The sequence below is a fragment of the Rhodococcus sp. 2H158 genome, from assembly GCF_053764755.1.
On sequence record NZ_JBSNCE010000033.1, the window covers coordinates 39,946 to 64,254 of the forward strand.

At 69.4% G+C, this 24,309-nt stretch carries 21 protein-coding genes; 18 read left to right on the forward strand and 3 right to left on the reverse strand.

Annotation, left to right across the window (positions count from 1 at the left end):
- Nucleotides 1-67 precede the first annotated feature (67 nt).
- The 6 genes from ACWPOB_RS24920 (at nt 68) to ACWPOB_RS24945 (ending at nt 6,079) form a co-directional block, all read left to right on the forward strand.
- Nucleotides 68-1,042: an ABC transporter substrate-binding protein gene (locus ACWPOB_RS24920; RefSeq protein ID WP_455402458.1), complete on the forward strand. Its 975-nt coding sequence runs from the start codon at nt 68-70 to the stop codon at nt 1,040-1,042.
- Complete coding sequence (locus ACWPOB_RS24925) at nt 1,039-2,067, forward strand: FecCD family ABC transporter permease (protein WP_455402459.1); 1,029 nt, start codon at nt 1,039-1,041, stop codon at nt 2,065-2,067. The genes ACWPOB_RS24920 and ACWPOB_RS24925 overlap by 4 nt, the downstream gene beginning before the upstream one ends.
- The gene (locus ACWPOB_RS24930) at nt 2,064-2,870 is read left to right on the forward strand and encodes an ABC transporter ATP-binding protein (RefSeq protein WP_455402460.1); all 807 of its coding nucleotides are present in this window, start codon (nt 2,064-2,066) and stop codon (nt 2,868-2,870) included. Before ACWPOB_RS24925 ends, ACWPOB_RS24930 begins: the two co-directional genes overlap by 4 nt.
- Nucleotides 2,870-4,225: a bifunctional adenosylcobinamide kinase/adenosylcobinamide-phosphate guanylyltransferase gene (locus ACWPOB_RS24935; protein ID WP_455402475.1), complete on the forward strand. Its 1,356-nt coding sequence runs from the start codon at nt 2,870-2,872 to the stop codon at nt 4,223-4,225. The genes ACWPOB_RS24930 and ACWPOB_RS24935 overlap by 1 nt, the downstream gene beginning before the upstream one ends.
- Before the next feature lie 411 nt (nt 4,226-4,636).
- Complete coding sequence (locus ACWPOB_RS24940) at nt 4,637-5,329, forward strand: MspA family porin (RefSeq protein ID WP_455402461.1); 693 nt, start codon at nt 4,637-4,639, stop codon at nt 5,327-5,329.
- Nucleotides 5,330-5,392: 63 nt separating this feature from the next.
- A complete protein-coding gene (locus ACWPOB_RS24945; RefSeq protein ID WP_455402462.1) occupies nt 5,393-6,079 on the forward strand; it encodes an MspA family porin in 687 nt (228 codons plus the stop codon).
- Nucleotides 6,080-6,279: 200 nt separating this feature from the next.
- On the opposite strand, the gene ACWPOB_RS24950 is transcribed toward ACWPOB_RS24945, so the two are convergent.
- Nucleotides 6,280-7,038, reverse strand: a complete 759-nt coding sequence (locus ACWPOB_RS24950; RefSeq protein WP_044476465.1) for an HAD-IIA family hydrolase — start codon at nt 7,036-7,038, stop codon at nt 6,280-6,282.
- A 65-nt stretch (nt 7,039-7,103) separates the two neighbouring features.
- Nucleotides 7,104-7,874, reverse strand: coding sequence for a sulfite exporter TauE/SafE family protein (locus ACWPOB_RS24955; protein WP_455402463.1), 771 nt, complete (start codon nt 7,872-7,874; stop codon nt 7,104-7,106).
- A 406-nt stretch (nt 7,875-8,280) separates the two neighbouring features.
- Here ACWPOB_RS24955 and ACWPOB_RS24960 point away from each other — a divergent pair, with 406 nt between their 5' ends.
- The 10 genes from ACWPOB_RS24960 (at nt 8,281) to fgd (ending at nt 21,015) form a co-directional block, all read left to right on the forward strand.
- A complete protein-coding gene (locus ACWPOB_RS24960; RefSeq protein WP_455402464.1) occupies nt 8,281-10,200 on the forward strand; it encodes a hydantoinase/oxoprolinase family protein in 1,920 nt (639 codons plus the stop codon).
- A 53-nt stretch (nt 10,201-10,253) separates the two neighbouring features.
- Nucleotides 10,254-10,676: an acetone carboxylase subunit gamma gene (locus ACWPOB_RS24965; protein WP_100056693.1), complete on the forward strand. Its 423-nt coding sequence runs from the start codon at nt 10,254-10,256 to the stop codon at nt 10,674-10,676.
- 30 nt (nt 10,677-10,706) lie between these two features.
- Nucleotides 10,707-12,833 (forward strand): hydantoinase/oxoprolinase family protein, encoded by a 2,127-nt coding sequence (locus ACWPOB_RS24970; protein WP_455402465.1) that lies wholly within the window; start codon nt 10,707-10,709, stop codon nt 12,831-12,833.
- A 24-nt stretch (nt 12,834-12,857) separates the two neighbouring features.
- A complete protein-coding gene (locus tag ACWPOB_RS24975) occupies nt 12,858-15,185 on the forward strand; it encodes a hydantoinase B/oxoprolinase family protein (protein ID WP_455402466.1) in 2,328 nt (775 codons plus the stop codon).
- Nucleotides 15,186-15,308: 123 nt separating this feature from the next.
- Complete coding sequence (locus ACWPOB_RS24980) at nt 15,309-16,121, forward strand: hypothetical protein (protein WP_455402467.1); 813 nt, start codon at nt 15,309-15,311, stop codon at nt 16,119-16,121.
- A 108-nt stretch (nt 16,122-16,229) separates the two neighbouring features.
- Nucleotides 16,230-18,032, forward strand: coding sequence for a sigma-54-dependent Fis family transcriptional regulator (locus ACWPOB_RS24985; RefSeq protein ID WP_455402468.1), 1,803 nt, complete (start codon nt 16,230-16,232; stop codon nt 18,030-18,032).
- Between the two features lie 139 nt (nt 18,033-18,171).
- Complete coding sequence (locus tag ACWPOB_RS24990) at nt 18,172-18,654, forward strand: hypothetical protein (RefSeq protein ID WP_100056463.1); 483 nt, start codon at nt 18,172-18,174, stop codon at nt 18,652-18,654.
- 75 nt (nt 18,655-18,729) lie between these two features.
- Entirely contained in the window at nt 18,730-19,467 is a 738-nt protein-coding gene (locus ACWPOB_RS24995; RefSeq protein WP_455402469.1) for a hypothetical protein, read from the forward strand.
- The gene (locus ACWPOB_RS25000; RefSeq protein WP_100056462.1) at nt 19,464-19,931 is read left to right on the forward strand and encodes an RDD family protein; all 468 of its coding nucleotides are present in this window, start codon (nt 19,464-19,466) and stop codon (nt 19,929-19,931) included. Before ACWPOB_RS24995 ends, ACWPOB_RS25000 begins: the two co-directional genes overlap by 4 nt.
- A 70-nt stretch (nt 19,932-20,001) precedes the next feature.
- Complete coding sequence (fgd, locus tag ACWPOB_RS25005) at nt 20,002-21,015, forward strand: glucose-6-phosphate dehydrogenase (coenzyme-F420) (protein ID WP_455402470.1); 1,014 nt, start codon at nt 20,002-20,004, stop codon at nt 21,013-21,015.
- Nucleotides 21,016-21,093: 78 nt separating this feature from the next.
- On the opposite strand, the gene ACWPOB_RS25010 is transcribed toward fgd, so the two are convergent.
- Nucleotides 21,094-22,038, reverse strand: coding sequence for an AraC family transcriptional regulator (locus tag ACWPOB_RS25010; RefSeq protein ID WP_455402471.1), 945 nt, complete (start codon nt 22,036-22,038; stop codon nt 21,094-21,096).
- A 237-nt stretch (nt 22,039-22,275) separates the two neighbouring features.
- On the opposite strand from ACWPOB_RS25010, the gene ACWPOB_RS25015 reads away from it, so the two are divergent.
- Both ACWPOB_RS25015 and ACWPOB_RS25020 read left to right on the forward strand, forming a co-directional pair.
- A complete protein-coding gene (locus ACWPOB_RS25015; RefSeq protein WP_455402472.1) occupies nt 22,276-22,848 on the forward strand; it encodes a flavin reductase family protein in 573 nt (190 codons plus the stop codon).
- A 32-nt stretch (nt 22,849-22,880) separates the two neighbouring features.
- The coding region (locus ACWPOB_RS25020; protein ID WP_455402473.1) for a 4-hydroxyphenylacetate 3-hydroxylase family protein at nt 22,881-24,309 on the forward strand (1,429 nt) is incomplete at its 3' end.

Below are 24,309 nucleotides of genomic sequence, written 5' to 3' on the forward strand. Positions count from 1 at the left end.
GGACGGTGTCGTGCCGCAACGGTGATCCGTTGCAGCCGTGCTGTTTTCGTCCTCCGCCTCACGGAGGATGGCTGTGCCTGCCCCCACTGCGCCCGCCCGCCGGCTGTTCGCTACCGGACTCGCCGCGCTCGCCCTGCTCGCCGCCTCGTGCGGCTCGAGCGGCGGATCCGAGCCGGCCTCCGCGCCGTCCGGCGACGGGACCTTCCCGGTCACCGTGGGCTCCGGCGACGGCGCGATCACCCTCGACGCGGTCCCCGAATCGATCGTCTCCCTCAGCCCCACCGCCACCGAGATGCTCTACGCCGTCGGCGCCGGCGACCAGGTCGTCGCGGTCGACGACCAGTCCGATTTCCCCGCGGAGGCGCCCGTCACCGCCCTGTCCGGATACTCGCCGAACGTCGAGGCCGTGCTCGGCTACGAACCGGACCTCGTGGTCGCCATGGACGACGTCGGCGACCTCGTCTCCGGCCTCGAAGCGGCCGGCGTCCCCACGCTGCTGTTGCCCGCCGCCACCACCCTGGACGAGGCGTACACGCAGATGGAGCAGCTCGGCGCCGCCACCGGGCACGTCGGCGACGCGGCCGCACTCGTCGCCTCGATGCGCAGCGACATCGACGAGGTCGTCGCCGGGCTGCCCCCGCGCCCGGCCCCGCTGACCTACTACCACGAACTCGACGACACCTACTACAGCGTCACCGGCGGCACCTTCGTCGGCGGCATCTACTCGATGCTCGGCCTGCGCTCGATCGGCGACGCCGCCGGAGCCGACGCCTACCCGCAACTGTCCGCCGAGTACGTCCTCGACGCCGACCCCGACCTGATCTTCCTCGCCGACGGGCAGTGCTGCGGTGTCACCCCGGACACCGTGGCCGCCCGCGCCGGCTGGGGCGAGCTGACGGCCGTCCGGTCCGGCCAGGTCCACGTGCTCGACGAGGACGTCGCCAGCCGCTGGGGACCCCGGGTCGTGGACCTCGTGCGGCACCTCGGGACGATCGTGGCCGCCGCGCCCGCTTCCGAACCCGCCGCGCAGCCCACCCGGTGACCCGCGCCGCGCGCCACCCGGCCCTGGTGCTCGGCGCGGCAGCCCTCGTCCTGGTGGTCGCGCTGCATATCGGGGTGCTCGTCGGCCCCGCCGGGCTCACCGTGCGCGGCGTGTTCCTCGAGCTGATCGACGCCCTGCCGTTCGTCGACGTCGACTCCGGACTGACGACGCGGCAGCAGGCCATCCTGTGGAACATCCGGATGCCGCGGGTGGCGCTCGGCGCGCTGGTCGGCGCGATGCTCGCCATCGCGGGTGCCACCTACCAGGGGGTGTTCCGCAACCCGCTGGCCGACCCGTACCTGCTCGGTGTGTCGAGCGGGGCGGGCCTGGGCGCCACCCTCGCGATCGCGCTCGGCGGGGTGCTCGGCGCCGCCGGGGTGCCGGTCGCCGCGTTCGCCGGCGGCCTGGTGGCCGTCGCCGCCACGTACGCGCTCGGGCGCAGCGTCGGCGGGATGCGTTCGGAGGTCGTCATCATCCTGGCCGGCGTCGCGGTCGCGGCGTTCGCCAACGCGGCGCAGACGTTCGTCCAGCAGCTCTACGACGAGACCCTGCGGCAGGTGTACACGTGGCTGCTCGGCCGCCTCAGCACCGACGGCTGGTCCGACGTGGTCGTTGTGCTGCCGTACGTGGTGGTGTCCGCCGCGGTCATCCTGCTGCACCGCCGGATGCTCGACGTGATGGCGGTCGGCGACGTGGAGGCCGCGAGCCTCGGCGTGAGCCCGGCCCGGGTCCGGCTGGTCCTGGTGTGCGTGGCCACCCTCGGCACCGCCGCCGTGGTCGGCGCCAGCGGGCTCATCGGCTTCGTCGGAATCGTGGTGCCGCACGCGATCCGGCTGCTCGTCAGTCCGGGGCACCGGCTGCTGCTGCCGCTGTCGCTGATGATCGGGGCCGCCTTCCTCGTCCTGGCGGACGTGCTGGCCCGGACCGTGATGTCCCCGGCCGAACTGCCCATCGGCGTGGTGACCGCGGCCGTCGGCGCCCCGTTCTTCCTGGTCGTGCTGCGCCGGCATCGGGGGGTGTCGTGAACGCCGTCGACTGCCACGGCCTGAGCGTCGACCGCGGCGGCAAGACCGTCCTGCACGGGGTGGACCTGCGTGTCGGACAGGGGGAGTGGGTCGCCCTCGTCGGGCCCAACGGCGGTGGGAAGACCACGCTGCTGCACGCGCTCGCGGGCCTGGTGCCCGCGACCGGCCGGATCCGCGTCGGCGGCCTGGACCCCGCTCACGCCGGACGCCGGGCGATGGCCCGGACGGTGGCGCTCATGCCGCAGCGGCCGGTGGTGCCCGAGGGCATGACCGTCGCCGACCTGATCCGCCTCGGCCGCACCCCGCACATGCCGCGGTTCGCGACCGAGTCGGCGCACGACCGCGAGGTGGTCGAGTCGGTACTCGACCGGCTCGACCTGCGCGGACTCGCCGCGCGGCCGGCGACCGAGCTGTCCGGCGGTGAGCTGCAACGGGTGGTGCTCGGGCGCGCACTCGCGCAGGAGCCGAAGGTGCTGCTGCTGGACGAGCCCACCAGCGCCCTCGACATCGGCCACCAGCAGCACGTGCTGGACCTGGTGGAGTCGATGCGCGCGGAGAACGGGCTCACCGTCCTCGCGGCCATGCACGACCTGACCTCGGCGGCGCTGTACGGCGGACGGCTGGTGCTGCTCGCCGACGGCCGCGTCGTCGCCGACGGCTCGCCCCGGCAGGTGCTGACGGCCCGGCGCATCGCCGACGTGTACGGCGCGCGCGTCGAGGTGCTGGACCGCCCCGGTTCGGGACTGGCCGTCGTGCCGGTTCGCGGGAGCTGTTCCGGCCGAACCGGATCGGAGGGTTCGTGATGGAGGTGCTGCTGCTGGGCACGGGTGCGGCCGACGGCTGGCCGAATCCGTTCTGCACGTGCGCATCGTGCTCGGACGCGGCGGCCCGCGGCGAGATACGGGGGCAGACGGCGGCACTGGTGGACGACGTCCTCATGCTCGACTGCGGACCCGAGGCGCCGCGCGCGGCCCTGCGCCACGGCCGCACCCTCGCCGGGGTGCGGCACATCCTGCTCACCCATTCGCATCCCGACCATCTCGGCCCGCAGGCGCTGCTGTTCCGTGCCTGGGCGACAGCGGATTTCGAGATCGAGGTGATCGGACCCCCCGAGGCGCTGGACCAGTGCCGGGACTGGGTGGGTCCCACCGACGCGGTGCGGTTCGTGCCCGTCGCGGCCGGGGACGCGCTGACGGTGGGCGAGTACCGGGTGCGGGTCCTGCCCGCCGCCCACCGGGTCCTGAGCGAGGGAGACTCGGTGCTCTACGACGTGCAGGGCCCGGGCGGCGACCGGCTGCTGTGGGCGTGCGACACCGGCCCGCTGCCCGCGGACTGGTTCGACCGGGTCGCCGGCGCAGGGTACGACGCGGTCTTCCTGGAGGAGACCTTCGGTGACCGCATCGATCTGGGGGATGCGCACCACACGCTGCCCGCGTTCGGCGAGACGGTGGGGGCGCTGCGCGCGTGCGGGGCGGTGACCGAGCGGACCGATGTGGTGGCCGTGCATCTGGGGCACCACAACCCGCCGGTCGCGCAGTTGCGGATCCGCCTGGCGGCCTGCGGGGCGCGACCGGGCGACGACGGTGAGGTGACGACGGTGGGACAAACGACCGGCAAAGCCGCTGCGACGCAGCGCACCCTGGTACTCGGCGGTGTCCGCTCCGGCAAGTCGCGGCACGCCGAGGAGTTGCTCGAATCGTTCCCGGCGGTGACGTACGTGGCGACCGGCGGCACGCGCGACGGCGACGCGGAATGGGCCGAGCGGGTGGCGCTGCACCGCGCCCGTCGGCCGCGGTCGTGGACGACGGTGGAGACCGACGACGTGGCATCCGTACTGCGCGGGTCGCGCGAGCCGTTGCTGATCGACTGCCTGGGGACCTGGCTCACCGCCCGCCTGGACCGTCACGACGTGTGGTCGGGCGGCGACGTCGCCGCGGTCGAGGCGGACGTCGTGGAGTTGCTCGGCGCGTGGCGTTCGTGTGCCGTGCCGGTGGTGGCGGTCAGCAACGAGGTCGGCAGCGGCGTGGTGCCGCCGACGGCGTCCGGCCGGCTGTTCCGCGACCTGCTCGGGCGGCTCAACGCGCGGGTGGCCGCCGAGTCGGAGGCGGTGACATTGACCGTGGCGGGTATTCCCCTTCCGCTGCGGACGATCAGATGAACAGTTTCTTACCAATGGGTATGCCGCGTCGTAATTTCTTACCGCAGAGTAAGTCTCACTGTGTGGGACTCTGCACGTCGTACACCGGTGAGTGCTCCGGGTACTTCCCCGTTTGCCCGATTCGTGCCACGTGTGATGTGGACCACACTCGTAACTGTTTAGTGACCCTTTCAATCATGCGTGTTATCGTTCCGTCACGAACTGGGGTCCGAGCGGGGGTGTCGGTCCACAGTGCCCTTCGGGGCGAATGCCAAACGACACCTGAATCCGCCAGCGCGAGAACCCAGCCTGGGTTTCGCCCCGACCTGACCAACTGACACACATGATCGACCGCGGCGGTCACGAAATGGCCGCGCGACGAGTCGTGCCCGGGGGCGCCCGGGTAACCGCACACCTGAGTAGGGGAATGAATTGAGCAAGAAGCACACGTCCGGCTTCCGCCGCGGCGCCCGCATCGGTGGCGTCGCTGCTGCCGCCGCGATCACCATGGGGTTCCTGTCCGCGGGTGTGGCCAGCGCCGACACCTTCGTTCCGCTGCCGGACGGCGAGATTGTCGCGTCGAACGGGAATGCCACCCTCAAGCGGACCGCTGAGAGCGCACTGATCTCGCCGTCGCTGGCTGCGAACGGCGCAGGTCGCGTGGCATGGGTGTCCGGCACGATCACGGCCGATGTCAAGGGCCTGCCTGCGAACCTCGAGGCCACGCCGACCAACGGTGGTATCTCTTCCGCGAAGGGCACCGAAGGCACCTCCACCAACGGTGTTCCGCGTCTCACCACGGGTTACATCGTCGGTTGCCAGATGGACATCACCGGTCTCAAGGGCAATCTCGGATTCAATACGTCCCTCGATCCGAGCAAGCTCGGCGGTGGCCTGTCCGGTTCGCTGAGTGTTCCGATTGCCGCCGGTCAGGTGAAGTTCGTGCCTGTGCAGGCCAAGGACATCAAGAAGGACGGTTCCTACACCATCGACTACCAGGACGCTCAGATCGAGGTTCAGGGTTGCGGCGGCATGGCGCAGGCGCGCTCGTACACGGTCCTCGAGGTCACGGGTGACAACTACTCCAAGACCACGCTGTACGGCCAGCCGTTCAGCATCGGCTGATCGAGTCGCACCTCTGCCCCTCACTCCTCGCCTGCGCGAGCATCGAACCTCGAGAGAGAGAACATGAAGACCAGCATCACCAACGGCCTGAAGGCGGCGGGAATCGCCGCCACTGCTGCTGTTGCCCTCGGATTTGCTACCGCCGGCACGGCGAACGCCGACACGTTCGTTCCGTTGCCGGGTGGCTCGATCACAGAGACCCTCGCGGATGGCACTGAGGTCACGATCGACCTCACCAACGAGCGCGCGAACATCTCGCCGTCGATGGGCTCTACGCCGCTGCACCGCAATGTGTGGGTCTCTGGAGATGCGAAGGTCCAGTTGAACGGCGGCAACGTCAAGAATGCAAAGAACCGTATCCAGCCCGGATACATCGTGGCTTGCCAATTGACTTTCGGTGGTAACGCCACTGCCGGTGCGGATCTGAAGGGTTCCGCGAATCTCATCTCCGGCGAGGGATCGGTCACCCCGGGCATCTCGAACAGCGGCCAGGTCGCTCTCGGCCCCGGCCAAGCCGTGGACTACCGCGTCATCGACCGAACCGTACCGGATGCCTTCGGTGCCGAATCGCACGTGTTCTTCAACGCCTTCAATGGTGCCAACGGCAGCGTGAGCTGGACCGACTCGACGATGAATGTCGAAGGGTGTGCCGGCTATGCCCAGGCGCGGAGCTATGTGAAGGTCACTGTGGACACCGGCAACGTGGTCCAGCAGGTCACCCTCTGGGGCCAGCCCTTCAGCATCGGCTGAGCGAGGCGCCTTCAGAGGTGAGCAGCCCCGCCGACGAGAACCTCATCCTCTCGTCGGCGGGGCGTCGTCGCTGCCCGGTCCGGTGGGGGCCGGGCAGTGACGTCATGTGTGAACGGTGACGGGGAGGTTGTTGCGGCATCGCCCGAGTGGCATGCGCGACAACCTCCCCTTCGGCGCCGGAACCGCCCGCTCGATGCCGCTCAGAACGGATTCGCGGTGCGCCCCACCAGTTCCGCGATCGATTCGATGACGCGGGTGGGCCGGTAGGGGAACATCTCCACGGACTCGCGGGTGGAGATGCCGGTCAGGACCAGCAGTGTCTGCAGGCCCGCCTCGAGGCCGCAGACGATATCGGTGTCCATGCGGTCGCCGATCATCAGCGTGTGCTCCGAGTGCGCGCCGATCGCGCGCAGGGCGGACCGCATCATCAGGGCGTTGGGCTTGCCCACGAAGTACGGTTCGCGGCCCGTCGCCCGGGTGATCAGGGCCGCGACGGCCCCGGTGGCGGGAAGCGAGCCCTCCCGCGACGGCCCGGTCGGATCCGGATTGGTCGCGATGAACCGGGCACCCCGCTCGACGAGCCGGATCGCCGTGGTGATCGCCTCGAACGAGTACGTGCGGGTTTCCCCCAGGACGACGTAGTCCGGATCGCTGTCGGTGAGGACGTACCCGATGTCGTGCAGGGCCGTGGTCAGCCCCGACTCGCCCACCACGTACGCGCTGCCACCGGGGCGCTGATTCGCCAGGAACGTCGCAGTCGCCAGCGCCGACGTCCAGATCGACTTCTCCGGGACGTCGAGCCCGGTGCGCAGCAGCCGGGCCCGCAGATCCCGCGGAGTGCGGATCGAGTTGTTGGTGAGCACCATGAACGGCGTGCCGTTCTCGCGCAGCTCGGTCAGGAACGCGTCGGCGCCGGGAATCAGGTGTTCCTCGTGGACCAGGACACCGTCCATGTCCATGAGGTAGTTCCAGACCGGCGCGGGTGTGGGTTCGTCGCTCACCGTTCGAGTGTGTCACCGACCGCTCAGGCCAGCAGCCGGTACAAGCCGATCAACCCGACCACGACGATGACGGCACGCAGCGCCGTGGGCGAGAGCCGGCGGCCGTACCGGGAACCGAGTGCGCCGCCGATCAGCGAGCCCACGGCGATCAGCGCCGCCGCCGTCCAGTCGATCCGGTCGAACGCGACCAGCGTGTAGGCGGTGGCGGCCACGACGTTGACGAGCAGCGAGAGCAGATTCTTCGCGGCGTTCTGCCGCTGGATGTGATCGTGCAGCAGCGCTCCGAACAGGCCCATCAGCAGGATGCCCTGCGCGGCCGTGAAGTAGCCGCCGTACACGCCCACTGCGAAGGTGCCGACGATCAGCGCCGTCATCCGGGCGGGGCCGATCTGCTCCGCCGGGCCGCCGGAGCGGCGCAGCACCCACTGCTGCAGCTTCGGCTGGAACACGACGAGGAGCAGCGCCAGCACGAGCAGGACGGGCACGATCGTCTCGAAGGCCGACTCGGGCAGGTTCAGCAGCAGCCACGATCCGAGGACCGCGCCGGAGACCGACGCGGGGATCTGCCACCGTAGCCGGGGCCACTGTCCGCGCAGCTCCCGCCGGTACCCCCACGTGCTCGACACCCCACCCGCGACGAGCCCGACCGCGTTGGACATTGTGGCGGTCACCGGCGGCAGCCCGAAGGCGACGAGGGTCGGGAAGGTGATGAGGGTCCCGGAGCCGACCAGCGCGTTGATCGCGCCGGCGCCCAGCCCGGCCAGGGCGACGAGGAACAGTTCGAGCGGTGTCACCGAGCCGACCTTACGGTAGGTGCCGCCGTGGCCTCTCGTCGCCACCCCCGAGCGTCGGGCGCCACCGAATACGCTGTCTCGAAAGGGCTTTCGCGTGGATCGACGGCGGCCGGCACCGGCCGCCGCGGGTGCTGGTGTCCCGCCGGCGTGGCCCGCCGGCGCACCGTCCCAATTCCGGACACTCCCCGTCCGCGGGAGCCGCCCACCCCTCCCGCCGGTTCGGGGGCCGAACGGCCCCGTTCCGGCGACGCGCGCTCGAATCCGCAGGTCGAGGGGCGTCCGAAGGCGGGAGATGAGCCACGTCATAGCGGGTGTCCGAAAGTGGCACACTTCACATCCCCGGGTCCGGACGCATGCTCTTCCTCATTCGAACCGCATCACCGCAACCCGAAACGGGGGACACCCGATGGACAGACTCATCAACATCGACAACGGTGGCACGCTCACCGACATCTGCGCCTGGGACGGCCACGAATTCAGCTTCACCAAGACCCTCACCACACCGTTCGATCTGTCGCAGTGCCTGTTCGACGGATTGACGAAGGTGTCGAAGGAGATCTACGGAGCCGAGGACCTGCCTGCACTGCTGCACTCGACGGCGCACATCCGTTACTCGACCACGCAGGGGACGAACGCGCTCGTCGAGCGCAAGGGCCCCCGCATCGGCATCATCACCGACTCGGCCGCCCTCGTCGACGAGCTGCGCCGCACCCCCGAGCAGCAGGCGCTGTTCGACGACCTCGTCGGGGCCCGGGTGGCCGTCGTCGACGCCGAGGCCGCGGACCTCGAAGGGGAGCTGGTCGCCCGGGTCAACCGTCTCACCACCGACGGCGCCGCCCGCATCGTCGTCGCCGTCGGGGACACCGACGACGGACGCGAGCGGAAGCTGCGCGGCATCCTGCTGCGCAAGTTCCCGCGCCACCTGCTCGGCTCGGTTCCGTTCCTGTACTCGTGGGACTTCACCACCGACCGCACCCCGGCCCGGCGGGTCTGGTCGGCCGTGATCAACACGTTCCTGCACCCAACGATGGAGCGGTTCCTCTACAACGCCGAGCACCGGCTGCGCGACCACCGCGTCAAGAACCCGCTGCTGATCTACCGCAACGACGGCGCCTCCTCGCGCGTCGCGAAGTCCGTGGCCCTCAAGACGTACTCGTCCGGCCCCCGCGGCGGCCTCGAAGGCACCCGGGCGCTCGCCGAGATCTACGGCCTCAAGCACGTTCTCATGATCGACGTCGGCGGCACCACGACCGACATCGGCACGGTGGCCGGGCGGGAGATCCTCACCGACCGCCGCGGCTCCATCGCCGGCATCCCGACCTCCTTCCCGATGTCGAACGTCGAGTCGGCCGGCATCGGCGGTAGCTCCGTCATCACCGTCACCGACGGGGCGATCACCGTCGGACCGGAAAGTGTCGGTGCGGCACCCGGACCGGCCTGCTTCGGCTTCGGCGGCACGTCCGCCACCATCACCGACGTCAACCTCCTCCTCGGCGTCCTCGACCCCACCACCTACCTCGACGGCGACTTCACCCTCGACGCGGACCGGGCCCGCGCCGTCGTCACCGCCACGGTGGCCGAACCTCTCGGCCTCACCCTCGACGAGGCGCTGCTGGCGATGGAGCAGGCGTACTTCACCGCGATGGGCAACGCCGTCGCGCCCGCGGTGTCGGAGGCCGACGAGACCACCATCGCCGCGTTCGGCGGCGCCGGCCCGATGAGTGCGTGTGGCGCGGCGCGGGTCGCGGGCGTGCGCAGCGTGCTCGTCCCCAAGCTCGCTGCGGTGTTCTCCGCCTTCGGGATCGGGTTCTCCGACATCGGGCAGAGCTACGAGGCCGACGTCGCGGACACGGCGGAGGCGACGCTCGCCGCGGCCGTGGCCGACCTGCTGGCCAAGGCCGAACGGGACATGTTCCAGGAGGGGCACGCCCTCACCGACTGCGAGCTGTCCTGGACCCTGACCACCGAGGATGCGCACGGGGCCACGGTCGACGAGGCGTCGTACGAACCCGGTGAGTGCGTCGAGCTCCTCCCCGGCGCGTCCACCGCGCTGACCCTGGTGGCCACCCGCCGGATGAACCGGATCGAGCTCCCGCACGGCTCCTTCGCCGAGGCCCGCGATCCCCGGGCGGCCGGGGAGCGCACCGTGCTCGGAGCCGACGGCCGACGGGCGGTTCCGGTGTTCACGCTGGCCGACCAGGAGCCCGGCGCCAGCGCCGAGGGTCCGGCCATCGTCGAAGGCCCCTTCTTCACCGCCCGCGTGCAGGAGGGCTGGAAGTTCGACGTCACCGCCGGCGGCGACCTGCTGCTCACCGACACCCACTGACCGACAGAGCCCGAAGCCTGTTCGACCGCAGGCTCGTTCGAAGGATGCACGACATGCAGATCCCCATGACCGAATACCTGGTCATCGACCTCGACAGCGAACTGTGGGTGTGCCGGGTGTGCCGGCACGAACTCGGCAGCGCCCGCGGCAATTACAAGGAAGGCACCCTGGTCTACGACCGCGACCCGCGCGAGATCCACCAGCCGATCATCGATCCCGACCGCTACGAGTTCACCTTCTCGCCGGACCCGTCCTACTGCCGCATCCTCGAGTACTACTGCCCCGGCTGCGGCACCCAGATCGAGACCGAGTACATCCCGCCGGGACACCCCCCGACCGTCGACATGGAATGGGACGTCGACGCCTTGCGCGCCCAGTGGCTCGAACGCGGCACCGATCCCGGACAGGTCGTCACGTACGGCCCCGGCCAGGACGCCGAGGGCGAGTTCGAAGGCCGGCGCCACAACCACCACTAGTCACCGCGACCCGCAAGGAACCTCGTCACCATGAAACGAATCTCCGTCGACATCGGCGGCACCTTCACCGACTGCTTCTTCGCCTGGGACGACAAGTACGTCGAGGCCAAGGCCCTCACCACCCACCACAACCTCGCGCAGGGCTTCAACGAGGCACTCGACCTCGCCTGCCGCCGAGCCGAACTGGACCGGGACGACGTCCTGTCCCAGGTGGATTCGGTCCGCTACGCGACCACGCTCGGCACCAACGCCCTCATCGAGCGCAAGGGCCCGCGCGTCGGTGCCATCGTCACCCACGGCTTCGAGGACACCATCCCGCTCTCCCGCGGCCGCGGATACGGCGAGGGACTCGATCCGTCGATGCAGCAGAACCTGCCGGCCGCGGAGCGGCCCGAACCGCTGGTCCACCGGAGCCTGATCCGGTCGGTCCAGGAGCGGGTCAATTCCGCCGGCGACATCGTCGTCCCGCTCGTCGAGCGGAACGTGCGCACGATGGTGCGCGAACTCGTCGACGCCGGTGCGCAGGCGCTCGTGGTGTCGCTGGTGAACGCCACCGAGAATCCCACCCACGAGCTGCGGATCATGGAGATCATCCAGGAGGAGTACCCGGAGCATCAGCTCGGCGCGATCCCGGTGCTGCTCGGCCACCAGGTCTCCGGGCGCAAGGGCGAGTACGTCCGCGCGACGTCCACCATCGTCGACGGCTTCCTGCACGGCATCATGTTCCACGCCATGAGCCAGCTCGCGAACAACCTGCGCGACTCGGGCTACGACAAGCCGATGCTCATCATCCACAACTCCGGCGGCATGGCCCAGATGAATTCGACCGATGCCCTGCAGACCATCCACTCGGGTCCCGTCGCGGGTGTCAGTGCCGCCGAGCATCTGTCGGAGTCCTCGGGCATCGGCAACATCATCACCACCGACATGGGCGGCACGTCCTTCGACATCGGGCTGGTACCCGCGGGCGGCGTGAAGCACTACGATTTCCAGCCCACGATCGACCGCTGGTTGGTCTCGGTCCCGATGATCCACCTCGAAACCCTCGGTGCCGGCGGTGGTTCCATCGCAAGCTACGACCGGATCCACCACTCGGTCCGGCTCGGGCCCGAGTCCGCCGGCTCGGACCCCGGTCCGGCCTGCTACGACCGCGGCGGGCTGCGCCCCACGGTGACCGACGCCGACCTGCTGCTCGGCTACCTCGATCCGGACAACTACGCCAACGGCTTCATCAAGCTCAACCGCAAGCGGGCGGTGTTCGCCGTCGAGGAACAGCTGTGCGACGAGCTCGACCTCGACGTCATCGACGTCGCCAAGGTCATCAAGCGGTCCGTCGACGAGCAGATGGCGATCGGCATCGCCAAGGAGCTGCGGGTGCGCGGCTATCTGCCGGAGGACTTCACGATGCTCGCGTACGGCGGCAACGGCCCGCTGCACGCGTGCGGGATCGCCGACCAGGCCGGCATCCGCAAGATCCTCGCCCCGCCGTTCTCCTCGGTGTTCTCCGCCTGCGGCGCCGGCAACATGAAGCAGCTGCACATCCACGAGCGCGGCGTCCACGTGGTGCTCTACAACGCCACCACCCGCGGGCTCTACGACAGCTACGACGAGTTCAACGAGATCGTCGCCGCGCTCGAGGCCCGGGGCGCGGAGGATCTGCGGCGTCAGGGCGTCGGCGACGGGGCGATCGAGCACCGCCTCGAGATGGACCTGCGCTACGGCAACCAGCTCGTGACGACGGCAGTGGCCTTCGACATCAACCGGATTCACGGTGTCGGTGACGTGCTCGACCTGATCCGTACGTTCTCCGACATCTACTCCAAGCGCTACGGCGAGGGGTCGGCCGCACCCGAGGCCGGCATCCGCGTCCAGACCATCCGGGTCGCGTCCTACGTCAACGGTGAGACCGTCGAGTTCGATTCCCTGCACCACGACGGGGAGCGGACGCTGCCGACGCCGGTCGGGCACCGCGACGTCCATTTCGTCGCGCATCCCCGGGCGATCACCACCGCGATCTACGACGCCGACGCGCTGAGTCACCACCACGTGATTCCCGGTCCGGCGATCGTCACCACCGAGAACACGACCTACCTCGTCGAGCCGGGCTGGCGCCTCGAACCCTCACCGCAGGGCGCCGTCTGGTTCCTCAAGGACTAGCGCAGAAACACAGGAGACACAGCCATGACCGCACTTCACGACGACCTCGCAGCCGCTGCGGAGCAGCGCCTCGCAACCGCTTCGCTGAACGAGCAGGAGCAGCAGTGGGTCGACGACTTCATGGACGAGACGACGCTGTTCCTCGGGCCGGACCGGGAGATCATGCGTTCGCACCACATCACCTCCCGCAGCGAGTTCGAGCAGGAATGCCTCGCCGACGGGGTCGACCCCCTCCAGGTGGACCGCATCCGCAAGCGCCTCGCGGGCGCCCTCGACGAGGGCTTCGAGATGTGCGAGGCGATGGGCGCGGCGCCGGGCGCCAAGTGGGGCGACCTCACCACGGCCATCTACACGGCGGCCGGGGACGTCACCTACCTGTCCTGCCACGGCGTGATCGCCTTCTCCGCGATCCTGCACCACCCCATCCGGTACATCATGAAGTACTGGCAGGACGAGCCGACCGTCGGAATCCACCCCGGCGACGGGTTCATCCACAACGACGCCCGCTTCGGCAACGTCCACAACACCGACCAGTCGATGATCATGCCGATCATCCGGGACGACCGCATCATCGCCTGGGTGGCCGCCACGATCCACGAGGGCGAGAACGGCGCCTGCGAACCGGGCGGCATGCCCTCCGGCTCGGAGACCCCGTTCGACGACGGTCTGCGGATGAGCCCGTTCAAGATCGTCGAGCGCGGCGAGCTGCGCCGCGACCTGCTCACCTTCCTGCAGCACTCGGTCCGCGACCCGAAGCTCCAGCTGGCCGACCTGAAGGTGAAGATCGGTGCGGTCCAGCGCATCCAGGAACGCGTCGACAAGATCATCGACGAGGTCGGCGTGGAGACGTTCGTCGCGGCGCTGCGGATCACCGTCGAGGACGTCGAGGCCGAGGTGCGCCGGCGCATCCGGGAACTGCCCGACGGCACGGTCCGGTTCAACCAGTTCATGGACTCCACCCTCAAGGAGAACATCCTCATCAAGCTCGCCTGCTCCATCACGGTCCGGGGCGACAAGATGACCATCGACCTGCGGGGCAGCGGACCGGAGATCCTGAACCGGGCCATCAACTCGCCGCTGTGCTCGGTCAAGTCGATGATGATGCAGGCCATCCTCGCGTTCTGGTGGCCGGACCTGCCGCGCTGCACCTCCGCGATGAGCCCGATCGAGATCATCTCCGACGAGCACACGTGGTCCGACGCCGGCTACGACGCCCCCATGGGCCAGTCGCTGCAGGCCTCCTTCCGCGGCTTCTCGGCGCTCCAGAATCCCTGGGCCAAGCTGCAGTTCTCCAACCCGGAGAAGTTCTCCAACGTCATCGCGCCCTGGTTCAACCAGATCAACACCTTCCTGTGGGGCGGGGTCACCCAGCACGGCGACCAGGTCGGCAACCTGTGCGCCGACCTGAACGGCATGGGTGGCGGCGCCAAGGCGTTCCGGGACGGCGAGGACGCGGTCTCCCCGCTCTTCTGCGCGATGGCCGACACGGCCGAGCAGGAGGTCATGGAGGAGGAGGTGCCCTTCATGCAGCTGGTGAGCAAGCGGATCGTCCGCGACAACCAGGGCTTCGGCAAGTACCGCGGCGGCATGGGCTACGAGATGATCGTGGCGGCCGAGGGCACCCCGCTGTGGGGCTTCATGACGGTGACCTCCGGCGCCAAGTTCTCCTCCATCAGCGGACAGTTCGGCGGGTACGGCTGCAACACCTACCCGCTCGCGACGGTCAAGGGCGTCAACGTCTACGACGAACTGCGCCGCAACCCGGAACGGTTCGACCTGTCCATCGAGAAGGTGATGAACGAACAGCCCTTCGAGGGCGCCGAGTACAGCACCAGCCACATGGGTCTGCAGTTCGACGTCGCCAAGGACGGTGAGCTGTACATGATTTCGCAGGGCACGGGCGGAGGGTACGGAGATCCGCTCGAACGCGCCCCGGAGGACGTGGTCGCGGATCTCGAGATCGACCGGATCTCCGCGAAGGTGGCGCACGACATCTACGGCGTCGTGTACGCACCGGACACGTTCGTCGTGGACGTCGACGCCACGGAGACGCTGCGTGCGTCGATGCGGCGCGACCGGCTCTCCCGCGGTGTGCCCTACGGCGAGTTCGTCGAGAAGTTCGTGACGCCCGAACCGCCAGCGGACCTGCTGTACTACGGATCCTGGGGCGACACCGAGGAACTGACCGCCACGCACTTCACCGTCCACGGCGCCGAGCGGGTCACCACGACGATCGACAAGATGCCGATCATCATGATGCCCGACCGGCGGGAGCTGAAGATCGCCGAGCTCACGGCCCGGGTGAAGGAACTCGAGTCCAAGCACGGCGAGATCGTCCACCGCAAGTCCTGAAGCCGGCCGGAGCCGGAGCCGGAGCCGGTGCCGGCCGGCTCCGGCCACCGGATCCACCCAAGCCGGGTGCCCGCACGTGTGCTCCCCTCACCGTGCGGGCACCCACTCCCTGGAGTCAGAATCATGACAATCTCGTTTCCCGCCGTACTCGACGCGCCGGTCTCCGGGCGCCGGGTCCCGCTCGTCGTCGACCATCTCGACTACAGCCGCCGGGTCCTGCTCCGCGGCAACCCGGTGCCCTGGGAGGATCCCACCGCGCTGTCGAACTTCCTCAACCAGGCCCACGGGCTCCTGCGACCGGACGTCACGTTGCTCGATCTCGGCGAGTACTACCGCCTCGCGGCGGACGACCCGCGCCTGCGTGAGGCGATGGCCGCACGGTCCCGGACCGGGTACGCGTTGCGGGCACTGCTGGCGGACGCCGCGACCGCCCGCGCCGTGGCGACGCTCGCCGCCACCGTGGCCGGCACGACCCGGCTGCCGCTGGTGCTGCAGATCCCCTCGCCGCGGGCCTGGCTGGCGGCGACCCACCCCGGAGACGTCGCGGACCTGGACGCGGACCGCGTCGAGGCCGCGGCAATGTACGTCGCCGACTGGCTGCGCGGCTTCGCCGAGGTGCCGGTCTCGGCGGTCCTGCTCGACGAGCGGATCGCGCCCGGCGCCGACGCCGCCGCGCTACCGCCGGTCGATCCGCAGTCGTACGTGCCTGTGACGAATGTGGCCGCGCACTACCGGTGGGAGATCGGACTGCGCGGCGAGGACACCGTCTCGATCGGCGAGCACGAGGGTGACGTCCTGGGCTCCGAGTACTGGGTCGCCGACGACGCTGCCGTACCGGACGCCCGCGGCGTGTTCCGGCTCGCGCACCTGCCGGCGGATGCGGTCCCGGAGACGGTGCTCGCCCGGCTGGCCCGGCTCGACGGCCACGGTGCCTGAACGTGGACGACCTGCACGCCGGTGCCGCGGGGAGCGGCACCGGCCCGGGGGCGGACGCTACCCTGGAGGCGTGACGTGCATCACGACAGTGTCGGGGCGAGGCGCCCGATGAAGAGCGCGGACCGACGGCTGAGGGTAGCGGTCGCCCGGGCCGGATTCCTCGACTCCGGCGAACCGGACGATTCGCTGGTCTCCTCCGTCGTGTCCGCGTCGTGGCGGCGTTCCGCCGCGGCGGGCGTGCGACCGTCCGGTGGGGAGGTCCGGTTCGCGGGGGAGGTCGACCGGACCTCTCGGCTGGTCCAGTGCTCGCTGCCAGTCCTGGACCGCCTCGCGGAGGAGACCGTCGACGTCCCGGTGAGCATCGCTCTGACCGACGCCAAGGCACAGGTGCTGATGCGACTCGACGGGGCCCGCGCCATCGGACGGTTGCTCGACCATGTCTCCCTCGCACCGGGATTCGACTACTGCGAGGGGCAGATCGGGACGAACGGCGTCGGCACCGTGCTGGAATCCGGGCGCCCGGTGCAGATCGAGGGCGCCGAACACTTCCACGAACGGTTCCAGCCGTTCGCCTGCTCCGGGGCGCCGATCCGGGACCCGTTCAGCGGACGCGTCGCCGGCGTCATCGACATCAGCTGCCTCACCGAGCATTCCTCGCCGCTGCTCACGACCGTCGTGCGGACCGCGGCGGCGGAGATCGAACAGAATCTGTTCCGGGACCGGAGCGCCCGCCAGCACGCGCTGTTCGACGCGTTCGTGCGGGCCGACGCTCGCGGCGGCACGGCCCTCATGGCGATCGGGAGCGCGATGTCGCTCGCGAATCCGCTCGCCCACACCCTCCTCGCGCCGGAGGATCAACGCCGTGTCGGTGAACACGTCGACTACGTCATCGGGCACCGCGCGCGCATCGACGAACTGGTCGAGCTGGGCACCGGCCTGTCCGTCCGGGTTCGCGCGACCCGGATCCTGGCGGGCGAGGACACCGCCGGATACCTCGTCGAGGTCTCCGAGGCGGCCGCGGCCGCGGCACCGCTTCCGTCCGTTCCGAACCGCGTCCGCGAGCACCGGATGCACTCCGGGCGGGTCGGTCTGGCCGCTGCCGGCACGGATCGTCTCCGCTCGAGCGGTTCCTCCGCGCTGTGGATGCGCGCCTGCAACGAGATCGAGGAGGCCCTGTCCGCCGGGGCGAAGTTGCTCCTCACCGGCGAACCGGGCACGGGGAAGGCGTCTCTCGCGTCGGAGATCTTCCACTCCCTCTACGCCGGGGGGCGGAGCATCCTCGTGGACGGTAGCGAGACCGACCTGTCCGGGCTCACGGTTTCCTCCACCAACCCCACCCTGTACGTGCTGCGCAACATCCAGGCCATGCCCGCCCCGCTCACGACGACCCTGGCCGAGACCCTGGCGGAACCGGTCCCCGAGCACATATTCGTCGTGGCCACCATGGAGGAGTCCGAGGAGCCGCCGTCCGAGGCCCTGGCACCGCTGCTGGCGGCGCTCGACCGGACCGTGCACGTTCCTGCGCTGCGGCATCGCACCGACGACATCGCGGGGGTCGTGGCACAGGTGCTCCGCAAGATCAGCGGATCGCAGAGCCGAGCGGTCGCTCCCGACGCCATGCGGGTGCTGGCGCGCTATCCGTGGCCGCGCAACATCCACGAGGTCGAGGCGGCACTGCGGAGCGCCGTCGCGCAACGGCCTGCGGGCGCCATCACCGTCGAGGACCTGCCCGAATGGTGCCGACACGGTCCGCGCAGGCAACTCAACGCGGTCGAGTCCGCCGAACGGGATCTCATCGCCAAGATCCTGCGGGAAACCGGAGGCAACCGTGTGCAGGCTGCGCGCGCGCTGGGAATCTCGCGGTCGTCGCTGTACCGGAAGCTGACTCTGTTCGGATTCACCAGCGAGTAGTCACCCACGGGTGATCGCGCGCCGCGCCGGTTGCCGCGACGAGGATCCCTGTCCGGATCTGGGACAGTTCGCGACCGCTCCTCCCGCCGAAGATGGAGATAGCACATCTCGTCGACTGCGTGAAGGAGGAACGAGAGTCGTGAACACCACAGACGAGCCGTTCTTCAGCTGGAACACGAGGCGAATAATCCTGCGCGCCAACGTATGTCCGGTCCGCGATCCGTCGGGGATCGCCTCGGGCGGTCCCGAGCTCGTGTCGGACGTGCCGCTGACGGTCGGAACCCGGAGTGGGCGTCTGATCACCGTCGTCGACGACGACGAAGAGCACGTGGCACTGGTGGTGGGCGACGTGCAGCAGCGGCATGATGTGCCGGTGCGCTGGGTGGTCGCGGAGGGCCTGCTGATCGAGGGGAGCCGCAGCCGGCTCGACGCGGAGATCCTGTTGCCCGTGTCGGAGGCCTCCGCGGTTCCGGTACCGAATGTGCGGCGCCTCGCGGACCATCGGAGCCGGTACAGCGGGGCGGTGCATGCACTCCTCGTGCATTCCGGTGCCGTGTCCGTCACCGTCGAATTCGGCCCGGCGTCGCTCCGGGCTGCGCCGCAGCTGGACCGCTCCGCGTGAACCGTCCGATCGACTCTCGGACGGGCTGATCGCGAACCACGTGCATTTCGGGCGCCGGAGGGCTTTGATGTCGGTATGAACGGCAGGACCGGCCCCGACCCGGTACGCGTGGCGGTCGGTGCCGCCGCGACCGTGGGCGACGGGATTCGTCGCATGCTCCTGTTCGGTGTCGACGCGGCACGTCGTCTACCGGGTGTGGACCCGGCGCTCGTCGCCCTCGAAGCGCGCGGCGCCGAGACCCTGCGCGCCGGGGACGAGGTCGCGGACCGGTTGCTGCGCGCTGTGGTGCGCCGGGTGGTGAGCGCCGCGCTGGACGAGGTCGACATCACCGCCGTCGTGCGGGACCACGTCGACCTCGATGCCGTCGCCGAGGGTGTCGACGTCGAGCGGATCGTCGGCCGGGTGGACCTGGACGCGATCGCGGCGCGCGTGGACATCGCACCGATCCTGGACCGCGTGGACATCGACGCGGTGGCGGAACGGGTGGACGTGGACGCGATCATCGATCGGGTGGACCTGGATGCGGTTGCCGCGACGATCGACGTGGGCGCGATCATCGATCGGGTGGACCTGGACGTCGTCGCCGCGACGATCGACGTGGATGCGATCATCGGGCGAGTCGACCTCATCGGCCTGGCGAACGCGGTGATCGAAGGCGTCGACCTGCCGACCATCATCCGCGAATCGACCGGGTCCATGTCCACCGAGGCGATGCGCGGCGTGCGCAGCCAGGGTATGCACGCCGACGACGCGGTATCCGGGTTCGTCGGCCGGTTGTTCGGGCGCGCCGAGATCCCGGAAGAACCGGCATGAGCAACCGGGAACCAGCCCACCGACCCGCCGGAATCGTCACGAGGGGCATTGCCGCAGCCATCGACCTCGGCGTGGTCCTGACCGTGATGGGCGCGATCTATCTCGCCGTGGTGCTCGTGCGGTTGCTGTTCTCGCCGCAGGAGTTCTCCTTCCCCGACGCCCATATTCTGCTGTCCGTCGGTGTGTTTGTCGGTGTCGCGTCGCTGTACCTGACGGTGTGCTGGGCCACCACCGGTCGCACGGTCGGCGCGGTGGTGATGGGGCTGCGGATGGTGAGCCGCAACGGCGACCTCGTCGGATGGGTCCGGGCCGGGCTGCGCGCCGGACTGTGCGTGATGTTCGGGTTCGGGCTGCTGTGGGTGGCGGTGGATCGCCGTCGCCGGTCCCTGCAGGACATCCTGCTGCGCACCAGCGTCGTCTACGACTGGAAACCCGACCTGCATCTGGCCGAGGCCGAGAGGTGACGTCGCATCCGTCACAGATGTCTGGGCATACTCGAACCCGGCCGGATTCGTAGACGGGTAGGAGTTCGTGGTGTCGCAGGGTCTGAAGTTGGGGTACAAGGCGTCGGCGGAGCAGTTCGGGCCGCGGGAGCTGGTGGAGCTGGCGGTGCTGGCGGAGGAACACGGGATGGATTCGGCGACGGTGTCGGATCATTTCCAGCCGTGGCGGCACAACGGGGGGCATGCGCCGTTCTCGTTGGCGTGGATGACCGCGGTGGGCGAGCGTACCTCGCGGTTGCAGTTGGGGACCTCGGTGCTGACCCCGACGTTCCGGTACAACCCGGCGGTGATCGCGCAGGCGTTCGCGACGATGGGGTGCCTGTATCCGGGGCGGGTCATGTTGGGGGTGGGGACGGGGGAGGCGCTCAACGAGATCGCCACCGGGTATGCGGGGGTGTGGCCGGAGTTCAAGGAGCGGTTCGCCCGGTTGCGGGAGTCGGTGGCCTTGATGCGCGCGCTGTGGACCGGGGACCGGGTGGATTTCGAGGGCGAGTTCTACTCCACCAGGGGGGCGTCGATCTACGACGTGCCCGAGGGCGGGATCCCGGTGTACATCGCGGCGGGGGGTCCGGTGGTGGCGCGGTATGCGGGCCGGGCGGGGGACGGGTTCATCTGCACCTCGGGTAAGGGGATGGAGCTCTACACCGGGAAGTTGTTGCCGGCGGTGGCCGAGGGCGCGGGCAAGGCCGAGCGGGACGCCGGGGCGATCGACAAGATGATCGAGATCAAGATCTCCTACGACACCGATCCGGAGCGGGCGTTGGAGAACACCCGGTTCTGGGCGCCGTTGTCGTTGTCGGCGGAGCAGAAGCACAGCATCGACGATCCGATCGAGATGGAGGCGGCGGCGGATGCGTTGCCGATCGAGCAGGTGGCCAAGCGGTGGATCGTGGCGTCGGATCCGGACGAGGCGGTGGAGCAGGTCGCGGCGTATGTCGACGCCGGGCTGAACCATCTGGTGTTCCACGCGCCGGGGCACGATCAGCGGCGCTTCCTCGACCTGTTCGAGCGAGACCTCGCGCCGCGCCTGCGCGCGCTGGCCTGACGCGGCTGCGCCGCCGGTGCGTCCTTTGGGCTGTTCCGACCGCCCAAAGGACACACCGGCGACGAAGTCGCCTGTAGATCAGGCGGTCCCGCCGCGCAGCGTCTCGGACGGGCTCACACCGTACTTGCGCCGGTACGCGGCGGCGAACCGTCCGGTGTGCATGATGCCCCAGCGAAGCGCGACATCGGAAATAGTTGCAGTGCAGTCGGTTACGGATAGCTCTGCGTGGACGCGCTCGAGCCGGATATCGGCGAGGTACTCCATCGGCGTCATGCCGACGCACTCGCGGAACCCCTGCTGGATGCGGCGGACGCTGACGCCTACGAGGTCGGCCATCTCCGCGGCGGTCCACTGACGCGCCGGATCCTGCTGGACCGCGTCCATCACCCGCTTGACGGTCCGCGGCCGCACCCCGGCCGGGCCGTCACCGTCGTCCGGTGCGGCGGCAAGCACCAGTGCGGTCGTGACCGCGCGGCAGAGCTGCTCGGCCACCTGGTCACTGCGCAGCAGGACGTTGTCCCGCAGCGACTCGTCGGCGACCGCTCGCACGAGACGTAACCAGTCGGCCCCCGCTCCCGCCCGCAGATCCAGCTGCGCGGGCAACCGCCTGCCGGGGCGGGGGAGCAGTCGGTCCATCTCGCTCTGCACGTAGTCGCGGTCGATCTTGAACCCGATGATCTCGCACGAACTGCTCCACCGGGTGATGACGGTCGGGGTGTCGGGTGGGCAGACCGTCGCCAGCCCGGGAGTCGACACGACCTCGTCGCGGCCGAGGGCGGTGACGAGGTGCCCGGTCAGGGGAATGTTGATGCCGTACGCGCCGGGATGCTCGGAACGGATCGACACGTCCACGCCGAAGCCGATCCGCGCCAGCCGCGCGGCGCCGAGCTGGGTCGACTCCAGCGACGTGCGGGCGGCGGGTCCGCGGCTGAGGAGCGTCAGCTGGTGCGGGAAGTACGCCTGGGACACCACGTCGTGCACTTCGTCCCAGTCCGTGAAGCCGCGGCTTTCCGGTGCTCGCATTCGCCCTTCCAACCCTCCCAACTGGTGCCGTGTCGGTACGTGGGCAGCTCCCCACGCTAGCACCGTACTGTGACGACGGTCACGTGCCGCCCGGATGGTCCGGTGCGTTCCGAGCCCGTTTCGCAATGCGGATCGCCCCTTCGCAATGCGGATCGACGGGGTGTGATCCGGGTCATACGTTGGTTCTCGTTCCGGATCGACCTGCGATCGCACATCGTGCAGAAAGGCGGTCTCCTCATGGACCAGCGAGCACTTCGCAACATCTTCGGTCAGTTCGCCAGCGGGGTCACTGTGGTCACGTGCACCAACGCCGAGGGCGCCCCGCACGGGGCCACGGTCACGGCCTTCACCGCCATCTCGCTGGAGCCGAGGCTGTGCCAGGTGACGCTGACGCGGACGTCGAAGGCGTGCAGCTACCTCGACGACGCGCCGTTCGCCGTGAACATCCTGGCGGCCGACCAGCGCTCCACCGCACTGCATTTCGCCGGCAGGCCGCAGGCCGTCGCACCGTCGTGGGACGACACCGGAATCGCACCCGCCCTCCTCGGCAACGCGGCCACCCTGATCTGCCGCCCGTGGGCCGAATACGACGGCGGCGACCACGTCATCTTCGTCGGCGAGATCGTCGACGCATCCGTCGACGCCGAGAAGGACCCGCTCCTGTTCTTCCGCAGCACCTTCCACGACCTCGGGGACCGATCCGGCTCGACCGCGTGGAACGGGTGCCTCGACGATCCGCACAGCGGATGGTTCGACGCCACCGCCACATTCACCCCACTGCACTCGCAGCTCGCCCGCGCTGCCTCCTGACCCCCGCTCCCGCCTCTTTCGAAGGGAAGACCATGACCACCACCGAAGCAGCCCCCGCTACCGGCACCGTCGACCGGTCGAAGGTGAACGTCGCCGCGGACCACCCGGCCAATCAGCAGAAGAACTTCGCCTCGCGGCCCATGACCGGCGACGAGTACATCGCGTCGATCGACGACGGTCGCGAAATCTACCTGCACGGCGAGCGGGTCAGGGACTTCACCAACCATCCGGCGTTCCGCAACTCCATCCGCATGACCGCGCGCCTCTACGACGCGCTGCACACCGGCGAGCACGTCGGCACCCTCACCGCCCCGACCGACACCGGCAACGGCGGGGTGACCATGCCGTTCTTCCGCACCCCGAAGTCCGCGGACGATCTGCGAGCCGACCGCGACGCCATCGCCACCTGGGCTCGACTGACCTACGGCTGGATGGGCCGGTCCCCCGACTACAAGGCGTCCTTCCTCGGCACGCTCGGCGCCAACGACGAGTTCTACTCGCCGTTCCAGGACAACGCCAAGCGCTGGTACCGCGAGTCGCAGGAGAAGGTCCTGTACTGGAACCACGCGATCATCAACCCGCCGGTGGACCGGTCGCTGCCGCCGGACGAGGTGGGCGACGTGTTCATGAAGGTCGAGAAGGAGACCGATGCGGGCCTGATCGTCTCCGGCGCCAAGGTCGTCGCCACCGGCTCGGCGATCACCAACTACAACTTCATCGCCCACTACGGCCTGCCGATCAAGAAGAAGGAATTCGCCCTGATCTGCACGGTGCCGATGGACGCGCCCGGCATCAAGCTGATCTCGCGGGCCTCCTACTCGCAGAACGCCAACGTCGTCGGATCCCCGTTCGACTACCCGCTGTCCTCGCGTATGGACGAGAACGACGCGATCTTCATCTTCGACAAGGTGCTCGTGCCATGGGAGAACGTGTTCATGTACGGCGATGTGGAGAAGATCAACAACTTCCTCGGCGGCTCGGGCTTCCTCCAGCGCTTCACCCTGCAGGGGTGCACGCGCCTTGCGGTCAAGCTCGACTTCATCGCGGGCCTGCTGATGAAGGCCCTCGACGCGACCGGCGCCGGCGGTTTCCGCGGGGTGCAGACCCGCGTCGGTGAGGTCATCGGCTGGCGCAACCTGTTCTGGTCGCTCACCGACGCGATGGTCAACAACCCGGAACCGTGGATCGGCGACACCGTCATCCCGAAACTCGAGTACGGCCTGACCTACCGGATGTTCGCGATGCAGGGCTACCCGCGCATCAAGGAGATCATCGAGCAGGACGTCGCCTCGGGCCTGATCTACCTGCCGTCCTCGGCCGCGGACTTCAAGAATCCCGAGGTGCGGCCCTACCTGGACAAGTATGTCCGCGGCTCCGACGGCATCACCGCCGTGGACCGGGTCAAGGTCATGAAGGCCCTGTGGGACTCCATCGGCTCCGAATTCGGCGGCCGCCACGAAC

Bases quoted from the DNA above. Each gene is read 5' to 3' on its own strand.
- ACWPOB_RS24970 (WP_455402465.1), top strand. From the start codon at position 10,707: ATGAAACGAATCTCCGTCGACATCGGCGGCACCTTCACCGACTGCTTC.
- ACWPOB_RS25015 (WP_455402472.1), top strand. From the start codon at position 22,276: ATGGACCAGCGAGCACTTCGCAACATCTTCGGTCAGTTCGCCAGCGGG.
- ACWPOB_RS24965 (WP_100056693.1), top strand. From the start codon at position 10,254: ATGCAGATCCCCATGACCGAATACCTGGTCATCGACCTCGACAGCGAA.
- ACWPOB_RS25000 (WP_100056462.1), top strand. From the start codon at position 19,464: ATGAGCAACCGGGAACCAGCCCACCGACCCGCCGGAATCGTCACGAGG.
- ACWPOB_RS25010 (WP_455402471.1), bottom strand. From the start codon at position 22,038: ATGCGAGCACCGGAAAGCCGCGGCTTCACGGACTGGGACGAAGTGCAC.
- ACWPOB_RS24995 (WP_455402469.1), top strand. From the start codon at position 18,730: ATGAACGGCAGGACCGGCCCCGACCCGGTACGCGTGGCGGTCGGTGCC.
- ACWPOB_RS24945 (WP_455402462.1), top strand. From the start codon at position 5,393: ATGAAGACCAGCATCACCAACGGCCTGAAGGCGGCGGGAATCGCCGCC.
- ACWPOB_RS24960 (WP_455402464.1), top strand. From the start codon at position 8,281: ATGGACAGACTCATCAACATCGACAACGGTGGCACGCTCACCGACATC.
- ACWPOB_RS24980 (WP_455402467.1), top strand. From the start codon at position 15,309: ATGACAATCTCGTTTCCCGCCGTACTCGACGCGCCGGTCTCCGGGCGC.
- ACWPOB_RS24935 (WP_455402475.1), top strand. From the start codon at position 2,870: ATGGAGGTGCTGCTGCTGGGCACGGGTGCGGCCGACGGCTGGCCGAAT.
- ACWPOB_RS24950 (WP_044476465.1), bottom strand. From the start codon at position 7,038: ATGGACATGGACGGTGTCCTGGTCCACGAGGAACACCTGATTCCCGGC.
- ACWPOB_RS24920 (WP_455402458.1), top strand. From the start codon at position 68: ATGGCTGTGCCTGCCCCCACTGCGCCCGCCCGCCGGCTGTTCGCTACC.
- ACWPOB_RS24975 (WP_455402466.1), top strand. From the start codon at position 12,858: ATGACCGCACTTCACGACGACCTCGCAGCCGCTGCGGAGCAGCGCCTC.
- ACWPOB_RS24985 (WP_455402468.1), top strand. From the start codon at position 16,230: ATGAAGAGCGCGGACCGACGGCTGAGGGTAGCGGTCGCCCGGGCCGGA.